The organism is Roseivivax halodurans JCM 10272, assembly GCF_000521785.1.
In the GTDB taxonomy this organism is placed as follows: domain Bacteria; phylum Pseudomonadota; class Alphaproteobacteria; order Rhodobacterales; family Rhodobacteraceae; genus Roseivivax; species Roseivivax halodurans.
The window spans coordinates 148,834-175,352 of record NZ_JALZ01000004.1 but is presented as its reverse complement, the minus strand read 5'-3'; the positions used below and the strand labels follow the sequence as shown (position 1 = coordinate 175,352).

Below are 26,519 nucleotides of genomic sequence, written 5' to 3'. Positions count from 1 at the left end.
GGCGCCCGAATGGTTCTTTGCTGGTGCAGACAGACACGCATGAAGACGCGCCGCGGTCTTTATCTCTTGCGAGGCGCTGTCATTGAGGACGTTGGCAAATTCCGCTCCAGCGCAACTCCATGGGAGTGACCGAGACACCAACGCCGAGACATCTCACATTCCGCATCTCGCGCCGTCGTGCGATCTGCGCATCGGACATCTTCTCGGCCGGGGCGGCGGGCCGCACCCGGCCGGTTCGCGGGTTATGCCGGCTTCGTGTTCTTGCCGGTCATCGCCGTGACGGTCTTGCCCTTCAGGGAGTCGGCGGTAGCGAGCACCTTCTCCTTGATCTTCTTGGGTTTCTTTTCTTCACGGCCTCGCTTCGACTTTCCCTTCGCCATCTCGACCTCCCATGATGACGCTGCGTTGCAGATGGTGGAGCGGAGATCGTCACGGACCGACCTACACGAGGCGCGATGCAGCGATGAGGCTGCGCGAACGCTCAGAGCCTCATCGACCTCGGTCACGTGCCCGGCCTGTCGGTGGTCCATCTTGATCGGAATCTCCGGCCCAACTCGAAAGAAGTGGGGGAGGCCCGCCTCGCCTTCAATGGAGGTCCGAAAATATCGCCCCCCGAAGGGACGCCGTTCTGTCAGGCAGAGTTCAGAAGCCGGCTCAGTTGCTCGACATGTTCGGCCGACATCGCAGTGCCCGACTTGCCGTCGACGAAGTCCCGGGCACTCTGCAGGATGGCAGCCAACCTTTGGTTCTCGGCCTCGACCTCGTAGAGCTGCTCCCGGAAGTACTGCAAATCCTCGTCGCTCTCGCTCATCAAAGCCTCCTTGTGAGTCTTGCTTTCTTGGCGGGCTGCGAAACCTGACGCATCCGCAGCCCCGTCGCTCTCAGCCTTTGCCGGTCCACCCGCTGCCCGTCAGCCTCTGCCGGCATGAATTCGAAACAGGAGCCCAGGCAAACATATCCGAAAGCCTTTGACTGACAGCCGGTTCAGATCTCCTGGTCGAACTCGATGGTCACGCAGGTGCCTTTGCCGTCCCCCACGGGGGCGACGTCGATGTCGGCGTCGAGCGAGCTTGCCAGAGCCACGACGATACTTCCGCCGACGCCCGGGTCCGCATTGGAACCGGTCGTGTCGAGCCTGCCGTCCGCGCCCCCGGCGGCATCCTCCGCCCGATCACGCTGCTGCCGAAGGCTGTCTGCCCCGTATGGCCAGTTGCTTCCCTCGGGCAGTCCGATCCCGTCGTCCTTGACCCTAAGCTGCACCCGGCCCGCTTCGGTCAGCCCGAAGCCGACCGATATCTCGCCGTGGTCGCGTTCCTCGAAAGCGTGTTCGAGCGCGTTCGTCACGAGCTCGGAGAGAAGCAGCCCGCAGCGCGCGGCCTGATCGACCGAGAGGTCGACCGCATCGCAGTTGATCGTGATGCGCACCGCGTCCCGTCCCTCGATGCCGGAGAGAACGGACGCGATCCGAGAAAGATACGCGCCGGCGGCGATCGAGCGGTCCTCACCGCCATCGATATTGAGCTTGAAGAGCTCCTCGTAGAGCAGCGCCAGGGCCTCGATCCGCCGAGAGAGCGCTTTGAAGCTGTCGCGTGTCACGTCCCGGCGGGCCTGCATCCGGATCATCGAGACCACCATCGAGAGATGGTTCTTCACCCGGTGCTGCAACTCGCGCAGCATCTGGCTGGCGCCGTCCCGCGCGCGTTCGGTGTCTTCCCGGGCGCTCGAGGCCTGCCTGTCCGTGACCTCGCGCTGCAGTCCGAAGAACGCCACCACCTCGCCGTCGTCGTCGTGCACGGGCGAGATCAGCAGCTGGTTGGTGAACGGGGTCCCGTCGGCCTTGTGGTTCACGATCGTCAGCTCGAACTGCTCGCGCGCCGTCAGGCCGTCGCGCATACGCTGAACATCGCGGGGATCCGTCTCCTCGCCCTGAAGAAAACGGCAGTTCCTACCGAGGGCGAATTCGCGGCTGTAGAGCGTCGTCCGCTGGAAGCTGTCGTTGACATAGGTGATCGGGTTGTCGTCGAGCCGCGGATCCGTCAGCACGATGGACAAGGGGGAATGTCGCACGGCAGATCCGAGCAGCGCCTCTGCACCCTGTTCAGACATTCCCGTCATAGACGCCGTCCCTCGGTCCCTTTGCGCGATCTCGCATCACGCCGTGAAAGGGCATCCCGCACGAAAGATGCGCGGGATGCCATTGATCTCGGTCAGATATAGGTGATGCGTCTCGGGGGACAACCGTCACGAACGTTGCGGGAACACGCAGCGGCTGCGTCAGTTCCCCGTTCCGCGCTCGGACTCGATCTGGCGCCACCGGGCCACGTTGGAGTTGTGTTCGTCGAGCGTCTCCGCGAAGGCGTGACCGCCGGTGCCATCCGCCACGAAGAACACGTATTGCGTCTCGGCCGGGTTCAGCGTCGCCTCGATCGATGCGCGCCCCGGATTGGCGATCGGCGTCGGAGGCAGCCCCTCGATAACATAGGTGTTGTAGGGTGTCGCTTGGCGCAATTCGGACTGGCGGATGCCCCGGCCAAGTACGCCTTGCCCGTCGGTGATGCCGTAGATAACGGTCGGATCCGTCTGAAGCCGCATTCCGCGGCGCAGACGGTTGACGAAGACGCTGGCCACCTGCGGACGTTCCGACGCGAGCGCGGTTTCCTTCTCGACGATCGAGGCCAGCGTCAGCGCTTCCTCGGGGCTCTCGAGCGGCAATTCGTCGGCGCGGTTGGCCCACGCCTCGGCGAGGATCACCTCCTGCGCCTCCTGCATCCGGTCTATCAGGTCGGCACGGGTGTCGCCGGGCGCGACCTCGTAGCTGTTCGGCGCGAGAGATCCTTCCGCCGGGACCTCGACCTCGCCTTCGAGCAGATCAACCGACTTCAGCTCCTCGACCACCTGCCAGGAGGTCACGCCTTCGGCAAGCGCGATACGGTAGCGGGTGTCCTGCGCCTGACGGACCGCGGTATATTCCTCGGGGTCCTCCTCTGCGGCAGGATCGAACTTCACCACCTCGGCGAACCGGCCCGTCGCGGGGTCGAGTTCCCGCACCTCGACCTGCGCGGAATTCACGCCGATGCGATAGATCACCTCGGTTCCGCAGGTCGACGCGCCGCCCCGGGTCACGATGTCGACGATCTCGGCCATCGAGGAACGTTCGGGCACGAGGAAGGACCCCGCCTTGAGCTGGTCGGACTTGTCGGAATAATCCGCGCCGAGCCTCATCAGCATCGGCGAGGAGACGGCGCCCTGCTCCGCAAGATCCTCGGAGACGGTGGTGAAATTCGACCCGCGCGGGACGTCCACGCAGATCGCCTCGCTGAGCGGTCCGGCGCCGTCGTATTCCTGCTGTGCCCAGATCAGCACCCCGCCCGCGAGGAACACGAGGACGACGAGGAAGGTCAGCGCGTTGGACGCAATGTGCCGCCACATGGGGTCAGGCCACCTTTCCGAAGATCACGCTCGCATTGGTGCCGCCGAAGCCGAAGGAGTTGGAGAGCGCGTAGCGCACCTCGCGCTCGCGCTTGGCGTTCGGCGCGAGGTCGATCGAGGTTTCCACCGCCGGATCGTCGAGATTGATGGTCGGCGGCGCCACCTGGTCGCGGATCGCGAGGATCGAGAAGATCGCCTCGATCGCGCCCGCTGCCCCGAGAAGGTGCCCGGTCGCCGATTTCGTGGACGACATGGTGACCTTCGAGGCCGCGTCGCCGAGCATCCGCTCGACCGCGGCGAGCTCGATCACGTCCGCCATGGTCGAGGTGCCGTGGGCGTTGATGTAGTCGAGATCGCCCGGCTCGAGCCCTGCTCGCTTCAGCGCCGCGCGCATGGACCGCTCCGCCCCGTCGCCGTCCTCGGAGGGCGCGGTGATGTGGTAGGCGTCGCCCGACATGCCGTAGCCGCAGACTTCGGCGAGGATCGTTGCGCCGCGGGCCTTGGCGTGCTCGTATTCCTCGAGAACGACGATGCCCGCGCCCTCGCCCATGACAAAGCCGTCGCGGTCCTTGTCGTAGGGCCGGCTCGCCTTCTCGGGATCGTTGCCGCGTTTCGTCGAGAGCGCCTTGCACGCGTTGAAGCCGGCGATCCCGATCTCGGAGATCGCACCCTCGGCGCCGCCCGCGATCATCACGTCGGCGTCGTCGTCGCGGATCATCCGGGCGGCGTCGCCGATCGCATGCGCGCCGGTCGAACAGGCGGTCACGACCGAATGGTTCGGGCCCTTGTAACCGTAGCGGATCGACACCTGCCCCGAGATGAGGTTGATGAGCGCGCCCGGGATGAAAAACGGCGATACCCGCCGCGGCCCCTTGTCCCGGATCAGAAGCGCAGTGTCGGCGATCGAATTGAGCCCGCCGATGCCCGAGCCGATCATCACGCCGGTGCGCAGCTTCTCGTCCTCGGAGGCCTCGGCCCAACCCGCCTGGGCGACCGCCTGCTCCGCCGCGGCGATGCCGTAGAGGATGAAGTCGTCCACCTTCCGCCGCTCCTTGGGCGAGAGGTAGGTGTCCGGATCGAACGTGCCGTCGGAGCCGTCGCCGTAAGGCACTTCGCAGGCATAGGTGGTGGCAAGGTTCGAGGCGTCGAACTTCGTGATCGGGCCCGCGCCCGACTTGCCGGCGAGGATCCGGCTCCAGCTTTCCTCGACCCCGCTCGCAAGCGGAGTGACCAGGCCCATTCCGGTAACCACGACGCGACGCATCTGCTGCCCTTCCTCGATATCTTCGGCCTTCGGCCAATTTGGCAACGCTCTTAGCGCGCTGCGGGGGGCCTGAGCAAGAGCGCCCGCCCCCTCCCGTGCGGGGAAGTTCGCCGAGCCCTCAGGCCCAGTCGTGCCCGAGATCCGCGCGCGAGCGGTCGATCCAGTGCTCGCGCAGCCAGTCGCAGGGCGCCGAGCGCCGGATCAGCGAGCCGGAATATCCCTCGATCGCCTCGTGCATCTTCGGCCGGCCGTGAAAGCAGACGACGCGCGCATCGCCCGGCAATTGCGGCGGACGCACCCAGTTGCGCGGGAACGGGTTGCAATCGTACTTGAACGACACGACCCAGTTCTCGGGAATGTAGTCAAACGCGCCCCGGTCCATCGCCTTGTGACTGGTATAACGCTGCTCGGATCCGCGCGCCGCCTCGACCTCGGCATAGGGGTTCGCGGCGAGGTCCTCGTAGAGGAACCCATGTTCGGCGGGATCGTAGCGGAAGACGGAGCCGTGCCCTGTCGGCCGGCCCTTGCGCTTCTCGGTCCAGTCGTGCCGCATCGCGACCTTGCCCGGCGCGAGTTCCAGCATCCCGTCCAGCGCTCCGGTGATCACGACGTCGAGGTCGAAGCCGAGCACCGGCCCTTTCAGGTCGGGGATCACGCCCTGGCGGAAGAGCGATACCTTCCGCATCGCCCCCTGCCGGTTCGCCACCGCAAGCGCCCTGTCCATCTCGTCCCGAAACGGCTCGACCGGCAGGTCGATGACCTCGACATCCGGATGCAGACCGTCGGCATGCTCGGTCATGCAGCAAAAGCGCACGGGCAAGGAGAGGTGCCGCCGCACCCCCGAATAGAGCCGGTTGACATATTCGGGGCCGAAGGCGGTGCCCCATTTGATGCAGGCGATGGTCGCGTGATCCATGAAGGGCCGCTTACCCGCGCCGGGCCTGCCCCGCAAGTTCCACCGGAAGTCGGGGGCGAACGCCCCCGGATGATCTGCAACCGGAGCCTCGAGGTTCCGGGCCGATTTCGGCTTTCAACACCCGATTCATGGTAGTAGGGGAAAAGCGTGGCCCGGTAGCTCAGCTGGATAGAGCAGAAGCCTTCTAAGCTTTTGGTCGGGGGTTCGAGTCCTCCCCGGGTCGCCAGCATGTCATGCAATTTCTGCATTTTTGCTGAAGGCTTGCGAAACCTGGCGGGTCCGGGGAACGGGTCACTCACCGTTTGAGTGTGGCCCCGCCGTGCATGGCGCCGGTGCTTCCGCTTCGGACCGGAGGTCGCGTGCTCGATACGACACCGGCCCAGCGAAACATGTGCCGTCGGACCTCAATTTTCTTGCTCCAGAGGCTTTCCGTCCTCATGCTGGACCGCGGAGCGTACTGACATGCGCGCCGTCTTGAGACCCCGGTCAACGGGGCCGAGCAGATATGAGGCAGAGTATGAGCACACACCCCGTTTCCGCGGGCCGCATCGATCGGCGCCGTCTTCTTGCCACTCTCGGCGCAGGCCTGAGTGTTCCCCTGGTGGCCGGTTGCGGCATTCGCAGCCACGAGCCGCTGCCCGATCCCTCGAGGCCCGGAACCCGGCTCGACGCGATGGTCCGGGACGTCGACAGCCATCTCAACGTCGTGAACGCCCATACCGGCGAGCGCGTCGCGGTGCGCTTCATGTCCGGAGGCCGCGAAAGACGCGGGGCCCTGCGCAAGCTCGACTGGATCTTCCGGGACTGGCGCGACGAGGAGGCCCCGGATATCGACCGCCGCGTCTACTGGGCCCTCGCAGCGCTCTCGAATTCCGCGAAGCGCAACGGCCATTCCGGCGAGATCACGCTGCTGTCGGGCTACCGGACGGCTCACACGACGCAGTTGCTGCAGAGCCAAAGCGCGGGCGCATCCTCGACGAGCTACCACATGCGGCGCCGCGCGGCGGATATCCGGTTCGAGGGCATCCCCCCGCAAGAGGTCGCCCGGCTGGCAGAATGGTTCGAAGTCGGCGGTGTCGGACGCTACGGCTCGCGCTTCACACATATCGATTCCGGGCCGGTCCGCACCTGGGGGAGCTGACGGAACCCGCTGCCTGGCATGGCGGCACTGCCGCCACCCATCGCATTCCGGGAATACCGGTCGCCGCTTCCGTAGGGTCCGTATGCACGATCTTCGCCCGGGACGCGCCGCGGCTCCCGCCCCAGGCTCTTGCTGTCAGGCCGCCGGCAGGCGACGTTCAACGATCTCGGCCCACCAGGAGCAGCCGGCCGGGATTGCGGCGTCGTTGAAATCGTAATCCGGCGAGTGGACCGATGCAGTGTCGCCGTTGCCGACGAGGATGTAGGCGCCCGGACGCTCCTCGAGCATGAAGGCGAAATCCTCGCCGCCCATGACGAGATCGGCGGTCGCGCATTCCCCCGACACCGACCGGGCGACATCGGCCGCGAACGCGGTCTGCTCCTCGGAATTCACCATGACCGGGTAATTCCGCACGTAGTCGAGCCGCGCCGTCGCGCCGAAAGCCTCGGCGATCCCCTTGCAGATGCCCTGCATCCGCGTCTCGGCGAGATCGCGCATCTCGGGCGAGAGCGTGCGCACCGTGCCCTTCAGGTGCACCTTCTGCGGGATGACGTTGAAGGCCGTCGAGGAGGTCTGGAACGAGGTGACCGACACCACCACCTGCGCGACTGGATCGGCGTTGCGGCTCGCGATGCTCTGCAGCGCGGTGACCATCTGCGCCGCGACGACCGTCGTGTCGATGGTCTCGTGCGGCTTTGCGGCGTGCCCGCCCCGGCCCTCGACCTCGATCTCGAAGAGATCCGTCGCGGCAAAGAACGCCCCCGGGCGGATCTGGAACTCGCCCACCGGCACGCCGGGCCAGTTGTGCATGCCGTAGACCTCCTCGATCCCCCATCGCTCCATGAGGCCGTCGCGGCACATCTCGCGTCCGCCGCCGCCGCCCTCCTCCGCGGGCTGGAAGATCACCACGGCGGTTCCGTCGAAATTACGGGTCTCGGCGAGATAGCGTGCAGCGCCGAGCAGCATCGCGGTGTGGCCGTCATGGCCGCAGGCATGCATCGCGCCCTCGGTCGTCGAGGCCCATTCGGCGCCGGTCGTCTCATGGATCGGCAGCGCGTCCATGTCGGCGCGCAGGCCGATCGTGCGGCCCGATCCGGTGCTCCTGCCGTGAATGACGCCGACGACCCCGGTCCGCCCGATGCCTGTCGTGACCTCGTCGCAGCCGAACTCGCGCAGCTTCTCCGCCACCAGCGACGCGGTGCGGTGCGTCTCGAACAGGATCTCGGGATGCCGGTGCAGATCGCGCCGCCACGCGGTGATGTCGTCGTGCAGTTCGGCGAAGCGGTTCTTGACCGGCATGGAAGGCTCTCCCCGGGAGATGTGATCGGATTGCCGGAGACTGCCCGAGCCCCGGACCGGCTGCAAGGTCGCGTTATAGGCGAGGGCTCTGCCCCCGCGCTCCCGGGATATTTCAATCAAGAAGAAGGGAGGACGGGAAGACTATCCGCTGAGCGTCTCGACCAGCCGGGTCATGAATGCCTCGCCCGCCTGGAACTGCGCCTGCGTGATGTACTCGTCAGGCTGGTGCGCGACCGCGATGTCGCCCGGGCCGCAGACCACCGCGGAATAGCCCGCGGCCTGGAAGTGGCTCGCCTCGGTGCCGAAGCTGACGGCGCCCGCGGGGCCGTTCTCTCCGGTGATCCTGCGGACGAGGCGTTCTGCCTCGCCGTTCTCCTCGGGGACGAAGACCGGCAGCGAGAAGGTCTCGGCCATCGCGATGCGTGCCTCGGGACGCACCGCCTGCATCCGTCCCTCGATCTCGCGCGCCGCAGCCTCGATCTTGCCGCGCCACTGGTCCAGCGTCTCGCCGGGAACGACGCGGGCGCCGAGCCCGAAGGTGCAGTACTTCGCGGTGATGTTGTGCGCGGTGCCGCCGCGGATCTGCCCCACATGCAGGTTCGTACAGGGGGGATCGAATGCGGCGGCAAGCGGGCCCGGCGTGGCGGCGAGGTTCGCATCGTTCACCCCGTTCGCCCACTCGATCAGCTTCGTGCCCCACATGATCGCCGACACGCCCCGGTGCAGGATCGAGGAATGCACCTCGAAGCCCTGCACATGCACCTTGTAGGTCACCCCGCCCTTGTGACCTGTCACCGGCGAGAGCCCCGTCGGCTCGCCCACGATGACCGCCGAGGCGCGCGGCAGGCCGGACATCGCGGCGATGAGAGGCGGCGCACCGGTGCATCCGACCTCCTCGTCGTAGGAAAGTGCGAGTTGCAGCGGCCGTTCGATCCCGGCGTGACGGGCCTCGACCAGGGCCCAGATCGCGAGGGCGTCGAACCCCTTCATGTCGGTCGTGCCCCGGCCGTAGAGCTTGCCGTCGCGCTCGGTCACCTGCCAGGGGTCGGAGCTCCAGTCCTGCCCCTCAACCGGCACGACGTCGCTGTGGCCCGAAAGGATCACGCCGCCCTCGACCTCCGGCCCGACATGGGCATAGAGGGCGGCCTTGTCGCCGACCTCGTTCCAGTGCCGGTGCGCGGTGATGCCGTGGCCCGCGAGGTAGCTCTCCACCCAGTCGATCAGGTCGAGATTGCTGGCATGGCTGACGGTCGGAAAGGCGACGAGCCGCTCGAGTATGGCGCGGGGTGAGAGACGTTCGGGCATTCGGGGTCTTTCGATGACGTCAGTAGCCGCTGTCGGTCGTGAGCACGAAGTGGCCCGGCGCGACCTCCTCGTAGGAAGAGGGCTCCGGCTCGTGGCCGACAGGGCGGATCGGCGACGGGATCGGCTTGAAGTTGAGGTCCTTCTCGGATGTCCGGCGGTTCGGATCGGCGATCGGCACGGCTTTCATCAGCGCGCGCGTATAGGCGTGGCGGGGATCCTCGAAGACCGCGCGGCGCGGTCCGATCTCGACGATCCGGCCGAGATACATGACCCCGACCTTGTGACTTACCCGCTCCACCACCGCCATGTCGTGGCTGATGAAGAGGTAGGAGAGGCCCAGCTCGGCCTGCAGTTCCAGCATCAGGTTCAAGACCTGCGCCTGAACGCTGACGTCGAGCGCGGAGACAGCCTCGTCGGCCACGATGAGCTTGGGATTGAGGGCGAGCGCGCGGGCGATGGCGATGCGCTGGCGCTGTCCGCCCGACAGCTCGTGGGGGTAGCGGCGCATGTAGGAGCGGGGCAGCTCGACCCGGTCGAAGAGGCGCGCGACCTTATCCATGGCCTCGCTCCCGCCGATCCCGAAATTGCGCATGGGTTCTGCGACTTGAGCGGCGAGCTGCATCTGCGGATTGAGCGAGGCGAAAGGATCCTGGAAGATCATCTGCATGTCGGCCCGGGCGCGGCGCAGATCGCGGTCGTTCAGGGCCATGACATCGGTGCCGTCGAGATCGATCCGTCCCGAATGCGGCTCGATCAGGCGCAGCACGGACCGCCCCGCGCTCGACTTCCCGCAGCCCGATTCGCCGACGAGGCTGAGCGTCTGGCCGCGGTTGGTGGTGAAGGACACGTCCTCCACCGCGTGGACCAGAGCGACTGTGCGGCGCAGAAGGCCGCCCTTCACCGCAAAGCGCGTGGTCAGGTTCTCGACACGCAGCAGCGTCTCGTCCGAGCCGCGCACCGGGGCCCCCGCCCCGTTGCCCTGCCCCACGAGCTTCATCGGCGCGGGCGCGTCGGTGCCACGCATCTCTCCGAGCTTCGGCACTGCAGCGAGGAGCGCCCGGGTATAGTCGTGTTTCGGCTCCGCGAAGATCTGCCCGACGGGTCCCTCCTCGACCTTCTCGCCGCGGAACATCACCACGACGCGGTCGGCCATCTGGGCCACCACCGCCATGTCGTGGGTGATGAAGAGCACCGCGGTGCCGGTCTCGCGCTTGAGCCGGTCGATCAGGGCGAGGATCTCGGCCTGGATCGTGACGTCGAGTGCGGTGGTCGGCTCGTCCGCAATCAGGAGCTTCGGCTTGCAGGCCAGCGCCATGGCGATGACAACGCGCTGGCGCATCCCGCCCGAAAGCTCGTGGGGATATTGTTTCAGCCGCCGCTCGGGCTCGGGGATGCGCACTTCGCGCAGGAGCTCCAGCGCCCGCGCCTCGGCCTCCTTGCGGCTCATGCCGCGATGGACGCGCAGCCCCTCGGTGAGCTGCCGCCCGACGGTGAAGACCGGGTTCAGCGCGGTCATCGGCTCCTGAAAGATCATGCCGATCGCGTCGCCGCGGATGTCCCGCATCGCGTCCTGATCGAGCGTGGCGAGGTCGAGCGGCGCATCCCCCTCCCCCCGGTCGAAGATCAGACGGCCACCCGCGATCTCCCCGCCACCGAACTCCACGAGCCGCATCAGCGACAGCGAGGAGACAGACTTGCCCGACCCGCTTTCGCCCACCACACAGACCGTCTCGCCCGGGCCGATCTCGAAGGAGACGTCCTTCACACCCACGATGGTGCCGCGGCGGGTGCGGAACTCCACCCGCAGGCGGTCGATGACGGCCACGGGCCGGGCAGCGGGAGCGTCGAGCATGGCAAGCGTCCTCGGGGGCAACGGGTTTCACGACGCTAGGGAGCGCGCGCGCCGAATGTCAAATGGCTGTGTCCCTTGCGGGTCCGGCAAGTCCATGAGCGAGCCTTCACATCAGGGGCCGCGCCCATCTGTTGTGCGCATTGCAGGCGAACCCGGTATCTCCATGTCGCCCCAGACTTGCTTTTTCGGAACACCCGGTTTTCGATCGGACCACGATCCGGACGAAGCGCGGACCGGCATCACCAGCCTTTCCAGCGCCGTGCCGGCGAAAAAACGAATGAGCGCACTGCATCACGTGCGCCCGACAGGGAGTAAGACATGAAGTTGAAATCGCTTCTCATGGGGGCGGCCGCGATCGGTGCGATTGCTCCCGCGGCCTTCGCGGAGCGTGGCGAGGATGGTCAGGTCAACATCCTCTACCATCAGGCGCCGTCGATCCTGAATCCGTATCTCTCGGGCGGCACCAAGGACATCCAGGCTTCCTCGATCGTGCTCGAGCCGCTGGTGCGCTACAACGAGAATGCCGAGCGTCTGCCGTGGCTCGTGACCGAGGTTCCGACGGTCGAGAACGGCGGGGTCTCCGAGGATCTGACAACGATCACCTACTCGCTGCGCGACGACATCACCTGGTCGGACGGCTCGCCCCTGACGGCCGAAGACGTGGTCTTCACCGCCGAGTATTGCATGGCGCCGGAAGGCGGCTGCGCGCAGCGGGCCAAGTTCGACGGGATCGAGACCGTCGAGGCGGTGGACGAGCAGACGGTCAAAGTCACCTTCAACAAGCCGACCGCCAACCCCTACACGATGTTCGTCGGCAACGAGAGCCCGATCCTCCAGAAGGCCCAATTCCAGGATTGCCTCGGCGCCGCTGCGCCGTCCTGCACCGAGGCCAACTTCAACCCGATCGGCACGGGACCGTTCGTTGTCGACGAGTTCCGCCCGAACGACGTCATCACCTTCTCCGCGAACGAGAACTACCGCGAGGAAGACAAGCCGGCCTTTGCGACGATCAACTTCAAGGGCGGCGGGGACGAGCTCGCCGCGGCGCGCGCGGTGCTCGAGACCGGCGAATTTGATTACGCCTGGAACACCCAGCTCGCACCCGACGTGCTCGAGCAGATGGCGCAGGCGGGGCAAGGCGAGATCATCGCCGCCTTCGGCACGCTCGTCGAGCGGATCGAGATGAACCTCACCGATCCCTCTCCCGACCTGCCCGAGGGCGAACGGGCGACGCTTGCACATCCGCACCCGTTCCTGACGGACGAACGCGTGCGCCGGGCCCTCTCGATGGCGATCGACCGCGAGCTTCTGACCGAGATCGGCTACGGTCAGGCGGGCCGTCCGACCTGCAACCTCGTGCCCGCACCCGACATGTTCGCCTCGGACAATACCGAGTGCCTGACGCAGGACATCGAGGGGGCGAAGGCTCTTCTCGAAGAAGCCGGCTGGACCGACAGCGACGGCGACGGCGTGCGCGACAAGGACGGCGAGCGCCTGTCGCTGCTCTTCCAATCCTCCACAAACGCCGTGCGGCAGGACTTCCAGGCGCTGATCAAGCAGTGGTGGTCCGAGATCGGGGTCGAGACCGAGCTGCGCAATGTCGATTCGTCGGTCTTCTTTGGCGGCGATCCGGGCAGTCCGGACACGTTCCAGAGGTTCTACGCGGACGTGGAGATGTACGCCAACAACTTCGACGGCACCGATCCACAGTCGTACCTCGCGCAATACCGCTGCAACAATCATCCGCGTCCCGAGACGCAGTGGCAGGGCGAGAACATCAACCGCTTCTGCTCGGAGGAATACGACGCGCTGCTCGACGAGCTGGCGCAGACCGGCGAGCTGGAAGAGCGCGCGCGGATCGCGAAGGAGCTGAACGACATCATCACGAAGGACTCGATGGTGATCGTGCCGCTCGTGCACCGCGGCCGGGTCTCGGCAAAGTCGAACTCCCTCGGCGGCGTGGTCCTGAACACATGGGACAGCGAGCTGTGGAACATCGCGGACTGGTACCGCGAGGAGTGATGCACACCTCGGGGCGGGCCAACTCGCTCGCCCCTGTCCGGCTCGCGCGGAAGGAAGCGTCTCGATGGAAGAAGACCTGTGGCGATGGGAACGCGCGCTGTGGCTCGGGGGCGCGGACACGTTCCAGCGGCTGATGCTCCCCGAGGTCAGAATGGTGTTTCCGATGCCCGGCGAGGCGCTCGGTCACGACGCCATCCTCGAGGCGGTGCGCGCCAGTGACCGCTGGTCCGAGGTGAGCTTCGAGCACCAGACCGAAACCGATATCGGCCATTCCGTCATCCTGACCTACACCGCGCACGCGTCCCGCGGCGGCGAGACGCAAGTCATCGCCTGCTCCTCGCTCTGGACCGAGGGGGACGACGGTCTGCGCCTCGTCCTGCACCAGCAGACCCCGATCTGAGCCCCGTTTGCGCCTGCCCGACCGGAGATCCGTCGCCCCGTGCTGACCTTCACCATCCGACGCCTGATCCTCGCGATCCCGACGCTGATCCTCATCAGCTTCGTCATCTTCATGCTGCTCCAGCTCGCCCCCGGCGATCCCATGGCGCAGGTGCCCCTCACTGTCCCGCCCGAGGTCAGGGAGCAGATGCGCCAGGCGCTCGGCCTCGGAGAGCCGCCGCTCGTCCAATACGGCAAGTGGCTGCGCCAAGTCTTCCTGCTGGAGCCGGCCGTCTTCATCGACTGGATGACGCGCGACTCCCTGCTTCTCGGCTGGCTGCCGGACACCTCCCTCTACAACGGCGAGCTCCGCGTGATCTCGTGGCAGACCCGCTCTCCGGTCATGGAGATCGTGCTCCAGCGCATCCCGCAGACGCTCTGGGTCGTCGGGCTCGCCTACGTCGTCGGCATCCTGATCGCCATCCCGATCGGCATCTACTCGGCGTACCGGCAATATTCGGTCTTCGACCAGGCGGGCACCTTCGTGACCATGATCGGCTTCTCGATCCCGCCCTTCTTCACCGGGCCGCTGCTCATCGTCATCTTCTCGGTGCAGCTCGGTTGGCTGCCCTCGATCTACGACACGACCCACGTCGTCAACGACTGGGACAGTTTCGTGGTGCAGCTGAGCCAGATGGTCATGCCGGTCATGGTGCTGGCGCTGCAGATCACCGCGCAGTTCTCGCGCTACATGCGCGCCTCCATGCTCGACAATCTCGGGCAGGATTACGTACGCACAGCCCGCGCCAAGGGCCTGAAGGAAGCGGTCGTGGTGAACGTCCACGTGCTGCGCAACTCGATGATCCCGGTGGTCACCGTCATCGCGCTCGGGGTGCCCGCCATCTTCGGCGGCGCGATCATCACCGAGAACGTCTTCAAGGTGAACGGGATCGGCCAGCTCCTGATCACCGCGCTCTTTGCCAACGACCTGCCGATGGTGATGACGCTGACCTTCATCTTCGCGACGCTGATCGTGCTCTTCAACCTGATCGCCGACGTGCTCTACGGCCTGCTCGACCCGAGGATCCGCTATGACTGAACCGGTCCCCGCCAGCCCCAACGCCATCGCGGCGCTCGCCGACGAGGGCCCGGAGAGCCCTCCCCGCTCGCAATGGCAGGACGTCTGGGAGCAGTTCACCCGCCACAAGGGCGCGGTCATGGGGGCTGGGTTCCTGATCTTCGTCACGCTGGCGGTGCTCGTCGGGCCCTGGATCTGGCCGCTCGATCCGCAGGAGCTCGACATCCGCAACAAGGACCTGCGCCCGATCTATTCGGCTCTCTGGAACGGCACGGCGAACGTGTCCTGGGCGCACCCTTTCGGAACCGACAATCTCGGCCGGGACCAGATGGCGCAGATGATCTCGGGCGGGCGCGCCTCGCTTGCGGTCGGCTGGGCGGCGATGCTGCTGTCGCTGATCATCGGCACGGCCATCGGGGTCGCGGCCGGCTTTTTCCGGCGGCTCGACGGCGTGCTGATGCGCCTGACGGACCTCTTCCTGTCGCTGCCGATCCTGCCGCTCCTCTTGGTCGCGGTCACGCTCTTCCGTCAGCCGCTCAGGGCAAATTTCGGCCCCGAGGGCGGCATGTTCATCCTCATCGTCACGGTGATCGGCATCACCTCGTGGATGCCCACGGCGCGGATCGTGCGGGGCGACATCCTCGCGCTCAAGGAACGCGAGTTCGTGCTCGCCGCACGGTCCATCGGCACAACGCCGTGGAAGATTATCCTGCGGCACCTGCTGCCCAACGTCCTGTCCCCGATCATGGTCTCCGCGACGCTCGGCCTCGCGACTGCGATCATCACCGAGAGCTCGCTCTCGTTTCTGGGGGTCGGCTTTCCCTCCGACTATCCCACATGGGGCAAGATGCTGGCGGACGCGGTGCCGCGCATGATCGACTACCCCGAGCGCGTGATGCTGCCGGGCATCGCGATCTCGCTCACCGTCCTGAGCGTGAACTATCTCGGCGACGGGCTGCGCGACGCGCTCGATCCGCGGCTGCGGGGGCGGTGAGACCTCACTCCTCCTTGCCCTCGACCTCCTGCCGAAGACGACGGATCATGTACCAGACGCCGGTGATGACCGGCAGCGTCACCGCCGCGGTCAGAAGGCCCTTGGAGACCCCGAGCGCCTCTGCGGCGGGATAAAGCAGGTAGGCGGCGAGCGAGACCGCGTAATAGCTGATCGCCACGGTAGAGAGCCCCTCGACCGTCTTCTGCAGCCGCAATTGCATGTCGGCCCGGCGGTTCATGCTCTCGAGAAGCTCCTGGTTCTGGGCGGAGCGTTCGACCTCGACCCGGGTACGTAGAAGCTCGCTGGTGCGCATGGCGCGCTGGCTCATCGTTCCGATGCGGCGCTCCGTGGACTTCACGGTTCGCATGGCGGGATCGTAGCGGCGCATCATGAACTCGGCGAAGGTCTGGCGCCCCTGCCAGCGCTGCTCCCGCAGCACCGAGATCCGCTGCCCCACGATGGCCTCGTACGCGCCGGTCGCGCCGAGCCGGAACGATGTCTGGGCCGACAGCGACTCGAGCTCCGCCGAGGTCGCGAGCAGCGACTTCAGCGTAAGCTCCGGAGATCCTTCCCCGTGGGTCATCGCCTCCATCAGCTTCGAGAGCTCCTCGTCGATCTGACCGAGCTTGGGGGACACCTCCCTGACCCGGGTGAAGCCGAGCATCGACATGGTCTTGTAGGTCTCGATCTCGGTCAGGCGCTGCACGATCCGACCGACGCGCCGATCTCCCACATTCGGGCGCGGGAAGACCGCGAACCGCATATGCCCGGCAGGGTCGATCCGGAAATCGCCGGCAATCACCGCCTCGTCGTCGATGACGGCACTGACGGCAATCGACTCGGCCACCAGCCAATCGTCGATCATCGCTGCGATCCGGTCCTCGTCATCGGGACGTTCCTCGACGCGGATCAGGGCCGATGTGATCCGTGTGCCCGGAGCGGCGTCGAGCCATTCGGTCGGGAACACTTCGAAATCGGCGGGATCGAACGGCCGGTCCGTCAGGCCGCTCAGAAAGACCGTGTAGGTGACGAACTCGGTATGCTGCTCCCATTTTAGGACGTGCTGGCCGATCCTGCCGAAGAAATGCGTGGCCCCGGGCTGGGGGTGCGGGGATCCGTAACGGTCGAGCAAATCGGTCAGGTGCGCAAGGTCGAGCGACTTGTCGCGCGACGCGGCCTGATGGGGCTTCTTGACCGCAAGATAGACCGCGCGGCACGGCGCCTGAAGGGACGGAAAGGGGCGCGCATGCAGCTCGTTGGCAAGGCGGTAGCGCAGGGGATGGTCCTGGATCGGCGGCATGTGGGGCCCGGTCTGGTCAACTTCGGTTTCACCACATACCGGCGCATCACGCTGGGTAAAGGAAAAGCTGTACGTCTCGTCAGCAGGTTGTCGGAATGTCGCGTCTCGCCTGCACGGCGCGGGCTCGCCTTTTCAGGCGGTTAGCCACGTTTGACGATCTGAAGTGTCACAACGCCGCATTGCGGCATCAGCGCAATCGGGCCGGATTATCGGGCATCGCCTCCAGCGACCTCGAAGGGCGGTCCAGGGTGATCGCCAGCAGAATTGCCCGCAGGAGCAGCAGGATCGCGAAACCAAGGAGCACAAGCGCCCAGTGACCGATCGCCGGGGCGGAAAGCATGGAAATCCCCACAAGCAGGAAGCCCATCGTCAGCATTCCGAAGATGCGCATGGAGCGTGTTTCCTGGCTGATCATAGCACGACTCCTTGCCTGCCTGCCCCGCGCCTTTCCGGCGCGCCGTTGACATAGCATCCAATTAGTCCCGGACCGAGTGGCGGAAAACCGGCTCGGCAAGTGTTGGCTGCGAGGGTGGCGGCAAACGGCTGAAAGCATGCGTCACCTTCGAGGCACGGAGGGAACTGTGCCAGAAAGCGCACGTCTGTCGCCGGCAGAGCGGCAAAAAAAAGACCGCCGGGTGGATCACCCACCCGGCGGTCATCGGCACGGCCCCGCCGAGCGGGACTTAGCCGAGCTTCTGCAATAGATCGTCGAGCGACTTCTTGGCGTCGCCGTAGAACATCCGAGTGTTGTCCTTGAAGAAGAGCGGGTTCTCGATCCCGGAGTAACCGGTGCCCTGCCCGCGCTTGGAGACGAAGACGTTCTTGGCCTTCCAGACCTCGAGCACCGGCATGCCGGCGATGGGCGAGTTGGGATCGTCCTGCGCTGCCGGGTTCACGATGTCGTTCGAGCCGATGACGATCACGACGTCGGTATCGGGGAAGTCGTCGTTGATCTCCTCCATCTCGAGCACGATGTCGTAAGGCACCTTCGCTTCGGCCAGAAGCACGTTCATGTGCCCCGGCAGACGCCCCGCGACGGGGTGGATGGCGAAACGCACCTCCTTGCCCTGACCGCGCAGACGGCGAGTGAGCTCGGCGACGTTGTTCTGCGCCTGCGCCACCGCCATCCCGTAACCCGGCACGATGATCACGCTGTCGGCCTCCTCGAGGGCCTGCGCCACGCCGTCGGCGTCGATCGCAACCTGCTCTCCCTCGACCGCCTGCTGCTCGCCCTGGCTGCCGCCGAAGCCGCCCAGGATGACCGACACGAAGGACCGGTTCATCGCCTTGCACATGATGTAGGAGAGGATCGCACCCGAGGAGCCGACCAGCGCGCCGACCACGATCAGGAGGTCGTTCGACAGCGAGAAGCCGATCGCCGCCGCCGCCCAGCCCGAGTAGCTGTTCAGCATCGAGACGACCACCGGCATGTCCGCGCCGCCGATCCCCATGATGAGGTGGTAGCCGATGAAGAGCGCGAGCAGCGTCATCAGGAAGAGCGGGAAGAACCCGCCGGTGCCGAAATACCAAAAGAGGCAGATCAGCGAGACCGCCGCGGCCCCGGCGTTCAGCATGTGGCCGCCCGGCAGCTTGGTCGCCGCTGACGACACCTTTCCGGCGAGCTTGCCGTAGGCGATCACCGACCCGGTAAAGGTCACCGCGCCGATGAAGACCCCGAGGAAGAGCTCGAGGCGCAGAACGTTGATCTCGGCCTGCGTCTTGTGCGCGACGATGGCTGCAAAGCCGCGGAACTGCTCCTCCACCGCGGCGATGGCCGCCAGGGTGGCGGTATCGACGCCCTCGTGCGGGATCGGGAACGGCACGCCCGCATCGGCGAAGATGCCTGCGACCCGGCCGATCTCGATATGGGCGTTGTAACCCACGAAGACGGCCGCGAGGCCGACGAGGGAGTGCATCGCCGCGACGAGCTGCGGCATCTCGGTCATCTGCACGCGTTTCGCGACATAGACGCCGATGGCGCCGCCGCCCGCGATCAGGATGACCGACAGCCACCAGGCTCCGCCGCCGGGGCCCACCAAGGTGGCGAGCACCGCCAGCGCCATGCCAACGACGCCGTACCAGATGGCGCGCTTTGCGCTTTCCTGTCCCGAAAGGCCCCCGAGCGAGAGGATGAACAGAACGGCTGCGACCACGTAGGCCGCGGTAGTGAACGGGAATTCCATGTGTTCCTCCGCCGGATCAGGATTTCTGGAACATGGCGAGCATGCGCCGTGTCACGAGGAAGCCGCCGAATATGTTGATCCCGGCCATGAAGACCGAGAGCGCGGCGAGGAGGATCACCAGGAACGAACCCGAGCCGATCTGCATCAGCGCGCCCAGGATGATGATCGACGAGATCGCGTTCGTCACCGCCATGAGCGGCGTGTGCAGGCTGTGCGCCACGTTCCAGATGACCTGGAAGCCGACGAAGCAGGCGAGAACGAAGACGATGAAGTGCTGCAGGAAGCTCGGCGGAGCGACGAGACCCACGAGCAGCATCAGCACCGCACCGGTGCCGAGCAGCGTGACCTGGTTCTTCGTCTGCTGCTTGAAGGCGGCCATCTCGTCGGCGCGCTTCTCCTCCGGCGTCTTCTCCTTTTCCTTGGGCTTCGGCTTCTGCGCCGCGATCGCCTTGGTCTTGGGCGGCGGCGGCGGGAAGGTCACCTCGCCGCCATGCGCGATGGTCGCGCCGCGGATGACGTCATCCTCCATGTCGTGATTGACCGCCCCGTCCTTCTCGGGCGTGAGGTCGGTCATAAGGTGGCGGATGTTCGTGGAGTACAGCGTCGAGGCCTGCGTCGCCATTCGGGAGGGGAAATCGGTGTAGCCGATGATCACCACGCCGTTCTCGGTGACGATGCGCTCGTCCTTGACGGTCATCTTGCAGTTGCCGCCGCGCTCGGCGGCGAGGTCCACGATCACCGAGCCGGGTTTCATGGCCTTGACCATGTCCTCGGTCCAGAGCTCGGGCGCCTCGCGGTTGGGGATCAGCGCCGTGGTGATGACGATGTCCATGTCGGGCGCAAGCTCGCGGAACTTCGCCAGCTGTGCCTCCTGGAACTCGGGCGAAGACGGCTTGGCGTAGCCGCCCGATTCAGAGCCGTCCTCCTGCTCTTCCTCGAAATCGAGATAGACAAACTCCGCGCCCATCGACTCGACCTGCTCGGCCACTTCGGGCCGCACGTCGAAGGCAAAGGTGATCGCGCCGAGAGAGGTCGACGTGCCGATCGCCGCGAGCCCCGCGACGCCCGCACCGACGACCAGAACCTTCGCCGGGGGAACCTTGCCCGCAGCCGTCACCTGACCGGTGAAGAAGCGTCCGAAATTATTGCCCGCCTCGATCACCGCGCGATAGCCCGCGATGTTCGCCATCGACGACAGCGCGTCCATCTTCTGTGCGCGGGAGATCCGTGGGATCATGTCCATCGCGATGACGGTCGCGCCCTTGGACGAGGCGAGCTTCATCAGCTCCTCGTTCGAGCCCGGATAGAAGTGCGAGATCAGCGTCTTGCTCGAATCGAGGCGGCCCACTTCGTCTTCCGTGGGCGGGCGCACCTTGGCGATGATGTCGGCGCCCTGCCAGAGCGCGTCCGGTCCGTCGACGACCTCGACCCCCGCCTCGCGGTAGGCGTCGTCGAGAAAGCCGGCCTTCGTTCCGGCTCCGGCCTCGATCATGCACTCGTGCCCGAGCTTCTGCAGCATCTTGGCCGAGTCCGGGGTCATCGCGACCCGGTTCTCGCCGTCGAGAATTTCCTTTGGCGTCCCTATCTTCACGAGTGCTGTTCCTCTCCGTCAGTTCGTGTCGCAGGCCGAGGGGCGCCCTGCGCCCCGCCCACCGTTAACCGCTCGCGGCCTTAGAGCATAGCGGCCGCGAGACTTAAAGCCATCGCTTCGTTTGTTGCGCGTATGCCGCGTATTCCGCAGGAAAATTGTTTTCGAGACGTCTCTCCTCCGGCAGGACGAAGCGCGCTTGGATCATCGCCATGAAGGCCGGGACGAGGATAAGCGCCAATGACGCGCTCCAGATTAGCGCCAGACCGGCGAGGATCATCGCGTCGGCCAGATAGATCGGGTTGCGGCTGCGCGCGTAGATGCCCGTGGTGATGAGCGCCTTGGGGATCTCGTGCGGAATGATCGTGGTTCGGTGCCGGCGGAACTCCCTCGCGGCCAGGCCGACAAGGAGAAGCGCGAGCGCGATCAGGATGCCGCCCAGTACGTCTCCGACAGCTCCAAGCTCCGGCCCTAGGCCGCGCAACATCCATGCGGCGCCGGCAAATCCGGCGAGCCAGACCGGCGGCGTGTCGATCCACTTCATGCGTGCCTCTCCCGGGGCCGTCTCGTCGCAGGCCACTCTGCTGAGGATGCCGCAACGCCGCAAGCGACGGCGCGACGTGGCGTTGCTCACCGCTCCCGGGTTGTGCCCCACCTGCGGCCCGCTAGGGTCACGGCATCAGGCAGACGAGAGGCACGCCATGCAACACGAGGGACGCCACGCGCTCATCACCGGAGGCGGCACCGGGATCGGCCTCGCCATCGCGCGGGCACTCGCCGCCGAAGGTGCGGAGGTCACCATCACCGGCCGCCGGATGGAGGTGCTGGAAGCTGCGCGCAGCCCGCGCATCCACCCGCTCCGCATGGACGTCTCCGAGGAAGCGTCCGTCGTCGAGGGCATCGCCTCGGCGGTCGAGGCGCGCGGGCCGGTGCAGATCTGCGTCCCGAACGCGGGCATCGCGGAGCCCTCGGCGATCCACAAGACGGATATGGGTCTCTGGCGCAAGATGATGGGGATCAATCTCGACGGGGCCTTCCTGACGATCCGCGAATGCCTCGGCTCCATGCGGCAGACAGACTGGGGCCGGGTCATCGCAGTGTCCTCAATCGCGGGTCTGCGGGGCCTCAAGGGCGCGCCGGTCTACACCGCCTCGAAGCACGGGCTGGTCGGCCTCATCCGGGGGCTTTCGGCCGATTATCTCGGCAAGCCCTATACCTTCAACGCGCTCTGCCCGTCCTACGTCGACACCGAAATCGTGCCGCAGAACGTTGCCCGGATCATGGAGCGCACGGGCATGTCCGAAGCGGACGCCCGGGCCACGATGGAGGGCGTGAACCCTCATGGCCGCCTGATCCTCCCCGAGGAGGTCGCGGATGCCGCGCTCTGGCTCTGCGGTCCGAATTCCGGCTCGATCGACGGTCAGGCGATCCAGATCTCCGGCGGCGAGATGTGATGGCTCCGCGCGGCCCGTCTAGGCCGTCTTCCGCCCCGGCATCGCAAGCCCATTCGCCCAGGCCCGCGCCGCATCCCCGAAGGCCGCGAAGAGCGGGCGCGAGACGGGATCCTCGGCCGCGCGGTACTCCGGATGCCACTGCACCGCGTAGGTGAAGCCGGGCGCGCCGTCGACATAGATCGCCTCGGGCGTGCCGTCCTCGGCGCGTCCGTCGACCACGATCCGCGCGCCTTCTGTCTTGATCCCCTGCCCGTGTAACGTGTTGGTCATCACCTCACGCGCCCCCATCATCCGGTGGAACGGCCCGCCTTCGGTGAAGGTCACGCAATGGCGGAGCGCGAACTTCTCCTCGATGGTCCCGTCGGGCGGCATGCGGTGGTTCATCCGTCCCGGCAATTCGCGGATCTCGGGGTGGAGCGTGCCGCCCATCGCGACGTTCACTTCCTGAAAGCCCCGGCAGACGCCCAGCACCGGCTGGCCGCGCTCGATACAGGCGCGCACGAGCGGCAGCACGACCGCGTCGCGCCCCCGGTCGAAGGCGCCATGTGCTTCGGTCGGCTCCTCGCCATATTCCTCGGGATGCACGTTCGGACGCCCGCCCGGCAGCAGGAAACCGGAGCAGACCTCGAGAAGCTCGTCCAGCGGGGCCATCGCGGGATCCGCCGGGATCAGCAGCGGCAGGCAGTCCGACACCTCGGCCACGGCCTCCTGCAGCATGCTCCCCGACGCATGGGCCGGGTACTGATCGTTGATCAGGTGGGAATTGGTGACGATGCCGATGACCGGGCGGGCCATGTCTCCTCGCTTTCGACGCGCGTTGGTGCAGTTTCGACCCGAGGATATAGCGGCCCGCCCGCCACGATTAAAGCGGATCAGACCTCGGCGGCGAGACCCGAGGCCTCGATGCCCGCTTTCGCGGCAGCTGCGTCGTTGTCCGAGGCATCGCCCGAGATGCCGAGGGCGCCGATGGTGATGCCCTTGTTATCCTTGACAAGAACGCCGCCCGGCACCGGCACCAGCCCCCCTCCAAGAGCGCCATTCGCGCAGGCGATGAAGTAAGCCTGTGCCTCGGCGCGCGCCATCTGTGCGGAGCCGGGCATGTCGAGCATCACCGCGCCGTAGGCCTTGGCCCGCGCGATGTCGAAACGCCCCGGGCTCGCGCCGTCCTCGCGCTCGGCCGCGATCAGGTTGCCGCCGGCATCGAGGACGACCGCGCAGAGCGGTTTGAGCTCTTCCGCCCGCCCGTGTTCGAGCGCCTTGCGGATCATCGTGCGCGCCCGCCTCAGTGAAATCGTAGCCATGCCGGCCCTCCCCTTGCTTCTTCTTGGCGAAAATACTCCGGGGTCCGGGGCAGAGCCCCGGTCCCGCGGCCAAAGACGGTTCCCGAGGCCCGCCGTGCCCTCACGCCGCCTTCAGCTGCAGCCGGCGGCGGTGCAGGACCGGCTCGGTGTAGCCCGAAGGCTGCTCGCGGCCCTGGAAGACCAGATCGCAGGCGGCCTGGAAGGCGATGCCGTCGAAGTCCGGCGCCATCGGCCTGTAGCTCGGATCGCCCTCGTTCTGGCGGTCGACGATCTCGGCCATGCGGCGCATGATCTCCATCACCTGCTCGCGGCCGACGACGTCGTGATGCAGCCAGTTGGCGATATGCTGCGCAGAAATCCGGCAGGTCGCGCGGTCCTCCATGAGGCCCACGTCGTTGATGTCCGGCACCTTCGAGCAACCGACGCCGTGATCGACCCAGCGCACCACGTAGCCGAGGATCCCTTGGGCGTTGTTCTCGACCTCGCGGACGATCTGCGCGTTGCTCCACTTCCGGAAGGCCGCGAGCGGGATGTCGAGCAGCGCGTCCACATGCGCGCGCCGCCCGCCCTTCCTCAGATTGCCCTGCACCGCCAGCACGTCGACCTTGTGATAATGCAGCGCGTGCAGCGTCGCCGCCGTAGGAGAGGGCACCCACGCGCAGTTCGCGCCCGATTTCGGATGCGCGATCTTGGCCTCGAGCATCGCCGCCATCAGATCGGGCATGGCCCACATCCCCTTGCCGATCTGCGCCCGGCCCGAGAGCCCGCATTCGAGCCCGATATCCACGTTGCGGTTCTCGTAGGCGGTGATCCACGCCTTGTCCTTGATGAAGCTCTTGCGGCTGAACGGACCCGCTTCCATCGAGGTGTGGATCTCGTCGCCGGTGCGGTCGAGGAACCCGGTATTGATGAAGGCGCAGCGGTGCTTCGCCGCCCGGATACATTCCTTGAGGTTCACCGAGGTGCGCCGCTCCTCGTCCATGATCCCCAGTTTCACGGTGTAGCGCGGCAGGCCGAGGGCCTCCTCGACGAAGGAGAAGATCTCGTCCGCGAAGGCGACCTCGTCCGGCCCGTGCATCTTGGGCTTCACGACGTAGACCGATCCTGCGACAGAATTGCCGCCCCCGCGGCCGAGGTCGTGCTTGGCGATGAGCGTCGTGATCATCGCGTCCATCAGCCCCTCGTAGATCTCGGAGCCGTCCTTGAGATGGATCGCGGGGTTGGTCATCAGGTGGCCGACATTGCGCACCAGCATCAGCGCCCTGCCCTTCACGCTGACCTCGCCCTTTCCGTCCGGCGCGGTGAAGGTCGGGTCCGCGGACAAGGTCCGGGTGACCTCGCTGCCGCCCTTCTCGAAGGTTTCCGACAGATCGCCCTTCATCAGGCCGAGCCAGTTGCGGTAGGCGAGCGCCTTGTCCTCGGCGTCGACGCAGGCGACGGAATCCTCGCAATCCATGATCGCCGAGACGGCGCTCTCGATCCGGATGTCGGCAAGGCCGCACTGGTCGCGGGATCCGATCTGGTGGGTGCGGTCGAAGACGAGCTCCACATGAAGGCCGTTGTTGCGCAGCAGGATCGCCTCGGGGGCACGGGGATGGCCGCGGTAGCCGACGAATTTCTCGGGCGATGCCAGCGGCATGTCGTCGACCAGAAGAGCGCCCTTGCTCACGTGATAGCGCCGTGCATCGGCGTGACTGCCCCGGTCGATGGGAAACGCCTCGTCGAGGAACACCCGCGCCCGGGCGATGACGCGCGCGCCGCGGCCCTTGTCGTATCCGCCGGGCGGCGGCGTCGAGCCCATCGCGTCGGTGCCGTAGAAGGCGTCGTAGAGCGAGCCCCAGCGCGCGTTGGCGGCATTGAGGGCATAACGCGCATTGGTAATCGGCACGACGAGCTGGGGCCCCGGCACGGTCGCGATCTCGGGGTCGATGTTTGAGGTCTCGATCTCGAAATCGTCACCCTCGGGCAGAAGGTACCCGATCTCCTCGAGGAACGCCTTGTAGGCCTCGTGATCATGGGGCTGGTTGCGGTGGCTGAGGTGCCATTCGTCGATCTGCGTCTGCATCCGCTCGCGGATCTGCAGGAGCTCGGCGTTGCGGGGTCCGAACTCATGCGCGAGTTTCGACAATGCCGCCCAGAAGGCATCGGACTCGACGCCTGTGCCCGGGAGCGCCTCGCCCTCGACGAAGTCGAAGAGAACCCGGTCGATCTGCAGCTCGTTGCGGGTGATGCGGTCGGACATGGAAGCTCCCTCCCTCGATGGTCATGCGCAAGATATCGGTCGGAGCGCAGACAACACGGGTTTCCGATCGGAAACAAGCCCTTTGGGATCAGGAGGTCCCGCTTTCGAAGAAGGCCCGCGAGACGGGCTCGGCCGTTCTTGATGTCAGTGAACTTGGGATGGCGGCACCGGTCAAAGCCAGGATCGTCAAACTGACGGGCCCATCTGCACGGGTCGCGGCCCGAGATCAGGCTCCGGGCCGCGGCTTCTCGCGTTTGCAGCGTTCGGAGCAGTAGATGACCTGCTCCCAATCCCTCGACCACTTCTTGCGCCAGAAGAAGGGCCGCCCGCAGACCGGACAGACCTGCGAGGGAAGATCGCTCTTCCGGCGCATCCGGCCCATGCGGTTACTGGCTGCTCTCTTCGCCTTCGGTCTCGACGGTGCCCGTCGAATTGCCGCCGGGTTCGTAGGTCTCCTCCTCGAAACCCTCGAGCGCCTCTTCGGTCTCCTGGCCTTCGGGCACGGTTTCGACCGTATCGTCGCCGCCCGGCTCGCCGGTATCCTCGCCGCTGCTGAACGACATCCACATCACGAGCGCCACCAGCAGGATCGCGGCGTAGACCATCGAGGCGCGGATGCCGAGCAATGCGGGACGGTGGCGTTTCTCTTCCTTGTCGGTATTGGTGTCGGGTGCGGACATGGTCGGATCTACCTTCTTGCAATCGATAAGCGCCCGGAGGGGATCGCGGAGATCGCGTTGCGGCTCGGGGCGCGGTTGCGTAACACGGTAGGC

At 66.3% G+C, this 26,519-nt stretch carries 25 protein-coding genes and 1 tRNA gene; 7 read left to right on the top strand and 19 right to left on the bottom strand.

The features are described 5' to 3' along the window. Positions 1 to 242: 242 nt before the first annotated feature. The 6 genes from OCH239_RS22560 to OCH239_RS05885 form a co-directional block, all read right to left on the bottom strand. Entirely contained in the window at positions 243 to 506 is a 264-nt protein-coding gene (locus OCH239_RS22560) for a hypothetical protein (RefSeq protein ID WP_157577812.1), read from the bottom strand. 125 nt (positions 507 to 631) lie between these two features. Further along, the gene (locus tag OCH239_RS05905) at positions 632 to 811 is read right to left on the bottom strand and encodes a hypothetical protein (RefSeq protein ID WP_037259869.1); all 180 of its coding nucleotides are present in this window, start codon (positions 809 to 811) and stop codon (positions 632 to 634) included. A 173-nt stretch (positions 812 to 984) separates the two neighbouring features. Continuing rightward, positions 985 to 2,115 (bottom strand): PAS domain-containing protein, encoded by a 1,131-nt coding sequence (locus tag OCH239_RS05900; RefSeq protein ID WP_037259863.1) that lies wholly within the window; start codon positions 2,113 to 2,115, stop codon positions 985 to 987. 159 nt (positions 2,116 to 2,274) lie between these two features. Continuing rightward, positions 2,275 to 3,429, bottom strand: coding sequence for an endolytic transglycosylase MltG (gene mltG, locus OCH239_RS05895; protein WP_037259861.1), 1,155 nt, complete (start codon positions 3,427 to 3,429; stop codon positions 2,275 to 2,277). A 4-nt stretch (positions 3,430 to 3,433) separates the two neighbouring features. Next, positions 3,434 to 4,693, bottom strand: a complete 1,260-nt coding sequence (gene fabF, locus OCH239_RS05890) for a beta-ketoacyl-ACP synthase II (protein WP_037259859.1) — start codon at positions 4,691 to 4,693, stop codon at positions 3,434 to 3,436. Between the two features lie 118 nt (positions 4,694 to 4,811). Then, positions 4,812 to 5,609 (bottom strand): hypothetical protein, encoded by a 798-nt coding sequence (locus OCH239_RS05885; protein WP_037259857.1) that lies wholly within the window; start codon positions 5,607 to 5,609, stop codon positions 4,812 to 4,814. Between the two features lie 149 nt (positions 5,610 to 5,758). Between OCH239_RS05885 and OCH239_RS05880 the strand changes: the two genes are divergently transcribed. Continuing rightward, a tRNA-Arg gene (locus OCH239_RS05880) sits at positions 5,759 to 5,835 on the top strand. A gap of 291 nt (positions 5,836 to 6,126) precedes the next feature. Beyond that, entirely contained in the window at positions 6,127 to 6,750 is a 624-nt protein-coding gene (locus OCH239_RS05875) for a YcbK family protein (protein ID WP_037259855.1), read from the top strand. Between the two features lie 135 nt (positions 6,751 to 6,885). Here OCH239_RS05875 and OCH239_RS05870 read toward each other — a convergent pair whose 3' ends face one another. From OCH239_RS05870 to OCH239_RS05860, 3 genes are all read right to left on the bottom strand, one after another. Then, positions 6,886 to 8,049, bottom strand: coding sequence for a M20 aminoacylase family protein (locus OCH239_RS05870; protein WP_037259853.1), 1,164 nt, complete (start codon positions 8,047 to 8,049; stop codon positions 6,886 to 6,888). A gap of 141 nt (positions 8,050 to 8,190) precedes the next feature. Further along, positions 8,191 to 9,354: an acetylornithine deacetylase gene (gene argE / locus OCH239_RS05865; RefSeq protein WP_037259851.1), complete on the bottom strand. Its 1,164-nt coding sequence runs from the start codon at positions 9,352 to 9,354 to the stop codon at positions 8,191 to 8,193. Between the two features lie 19 nt (positions 9,355 to 9,373). Further along, complete coding sequence (locus OCH239_RS05860) at positions 9,374 to 11,206, bottom strand: ABC transporter ATP-binding protein (protein WP_037259849.1); 1,833 nt, start codon at positions 11,204 to 11,206, stop codon at positions 9,374 to 9,376. A gap of 318 nt (positions 11,207 to 11,524) precedes the next feature. Here OCH239_RS05860 and OCH239_RS05855 point away from each other — a divergent pair, with 318 nt between their 5' ends. From OCH239_RS05855 to OCH239_RS05840, 4 genes are all read left to right on the top strand, one after another. Next, positions 11,525 to 13,228: a peptide ABC transporter substrate-binding protein gene (locus OCH239_RS05855; RefSeq protein ID WP_037259846.1), complete on the top strand. Its 1,704-nt coding sequence runs from the start codon at positions 11,525 to 11,527 to the stop codon at positions 13,226 to 13,228. Between the two features lie 64 nt (positions 13,229 to 13,292). Next, entirely contained in the window at positions 13,293 to 13,628 is a 336-nt protein-coding gene (locus OCH239_RS05850; RefSeq protein ID WP_037259844.1) for a DUF4440 domain-containing protein, read from the top strand. Positions 13,629 to 13,667: 39 nt separating this feature from the next. Beyond that, positions 13,668 to 14,705 (top strand): ABC transporter permease, encoded by a 1,038-nt coding sequence (locus tag OCH239_RS05845; RefSeq protein WP_037259842.1) that lies wholly within the window; start codon positions 13,668 to 13,670, stop codon positions 14,703 to 14,705. Continuing rightward, the gene (locus OCH239_RS05840; RefSeq protein ID WP_037259840.1) at positions 14,698 to 15,678 is read left to right on the top strand and encodes an ABC transporter permease; all 981 of its coding nucleotides are present in this window, start codon (positions 14,698 to 14,700) and stop codon (positions 15,676 to 15,678) included. The genes OCH239_RS05845 and OCH239_RS05840 overlap by 8 nt, the downstream gene beginning before the upstream one ends. 4 nt (positions 15,679 to 15,682) lie before the next feature. Here the strand turns inward: OCH239_RS05840 and OCH239_RS05835 are convergent, their stop codons facing one another. The 5 genes from OCH239_RS05835 to OCH239_RS05815 all read right to left on the bottom strand — a co-directional run bounded on the left by OCH239_RS05835 (position 15,683) and on the right by OCH239_RS05815 (position 21,293). Continuing rightward, positions 15,683 to 16,978: a DUF3422 family protein gene (locus OCH239_RS05835; protein WP_037259838.1), complete on the bottom strand. Its 1,296-nt coding sequence runs from the start codon at positions 16,976 to 16,978 to the stop codon at positions 15,683 to 15,685. Positions 16,979 to 17,165: 187 nt separating this feature from the next. Beyond that, positions 17,166 to 17,393, bottom strand: coding sequence for a hypothetical protein (locus OCH239_RS05830; RefSeq protein ID WP_037259836.1), 228 nt, complete (start codon positions 17,391 to 17,393; stop codon positions 17,166 to 17,168). Positions 17,394 to 17,661: 268 nt separating this feature from the next. Further along, positions 17,662 to 19,161: an NAD(P)(+) transhydrogenase (Re/Si-specific) subunit beta gene (locus OCH239_RS05825; protein WP_037259834.1), complete on the bottom strand. Its 1,500-nt coding sequence runs from the start codon at positions 19,159 to 19,161 to the stop codon at positions 17,662 to 17,664. Positions 19,162 to 19,177: 16 nt separating this feature from the next. Then, positions 19,178 to 20,752, bottom strand: a complete 1,575-nt coding sequence (locus OCH239_RS05820; RefSeq protein ID WP_037259831.1) for a Re/Si-specific NAD(P)(+) transhydrogenase subunit alpha — start codon at positions 20,750 to 20,752, stop codon at positions 19,178 to 19,180. Between the two features lie 103 nt (positions 20,753 to 20,855). Further along, positions 20,856 to 21,293, bottom strand: coding sequence for a methyltransferase family protein (locus tag OCH239_RS05815; protein ID WP_037259829.1), 438 nt, complete (start codon positions 21,291 to 21,293; stop codon positions 20,856 to 20,858). A gap of 157 nt (positions 21,294 to 21,450) precedes the next feature. On the opposite strand from OCH239_RS05815, the gene OCH239_RS05810 reads away from it, so the two are divergent. Next, entirely contained in the window at positions 21,451 to 22,203 is a 753-nt protein-coding gene (locus tag OCH239_RS05810; protein ID WP_037259824.1) for an SDR family NAD(P)-dependent oxidoreductase, read from the top strand. Between the two features lie 18 nt (positions 22,204 to 22,221). On the opposite strand, the gene OCH239_RS05805 is transcribed toward OCH239_RS05810, so the two are convergent. From OCH239_RS05805 to OCH239_RS05790, 5 genes are all read right to left on the bottom strand, one after another. Then, positions 22,222 to 22,998, bottom strand: coding sequence for a gamma-glutamyl-gamma-aminobutyrate hydrolase family protein (locus tag OCH239_RS05805; protein ID WP_037259823.1), 777 nt, complete (start codon positions 22,996 to 22,998; stop codon positions 22,222 to 22,224). A 77-nt stretch (positions 22,999 to 23,075) separates the two neighbouring features. Further along, positions 23,076 to 23,504 carry a GlcG/HbpS family heme-binding protein gene (locus tag OCH239_RS05800; RefSeq protein ID WP_037259821.1) on the bottom strand — a complete coding sequence of 143 codons (429 nt, stop codon included), beginning with the start codon at positions 23,502 to 23,504 and terminating at the stop codon, positions 23,076 to 23,078. 100 nt (positions 23,505 to 23,604) lie between these two features. Continuing rightward, a complete protein-coding gene (locus OCH239_RS05795) occupies positions 23,605 to 25,746 on the bottom strand; it encodes a malate synthase G (protein ID WP_037259819.1) in 2,142 nt (713 codons plus the stop codon). A 226-nt stretch (positions 25,747 to 25,972) separates the two neighbouring features. Next, complete coding sequence (locus OCH239_RS22025; protein WP_084782212.1) at positions 25,973 to 26,119, bottom strand: DUF2256 domain-containing protein; 147 nt, start codon at positions 26,117 to 26,119, stop codon at positions 25,973 to 25,975. Positions 26,120 to 26,132: 13 nt separating this feature from the next. Further along, positions 26,133 to 26,426 carry a hypothetical protein gene (locus OCH239_RS05790; RefSeq protein ID WP_037259817.1) on the bottom strand — a complete coding sequence of 98 codons (294 nt, stop codon included), beginning with the start codon at positions 26,424 to 26,426 and terminating at the stop codon, positions 26,133 to 26,135. Between the last annotated feature and the right edge of the window lie 93 nt (positions 26,427 to 26,519).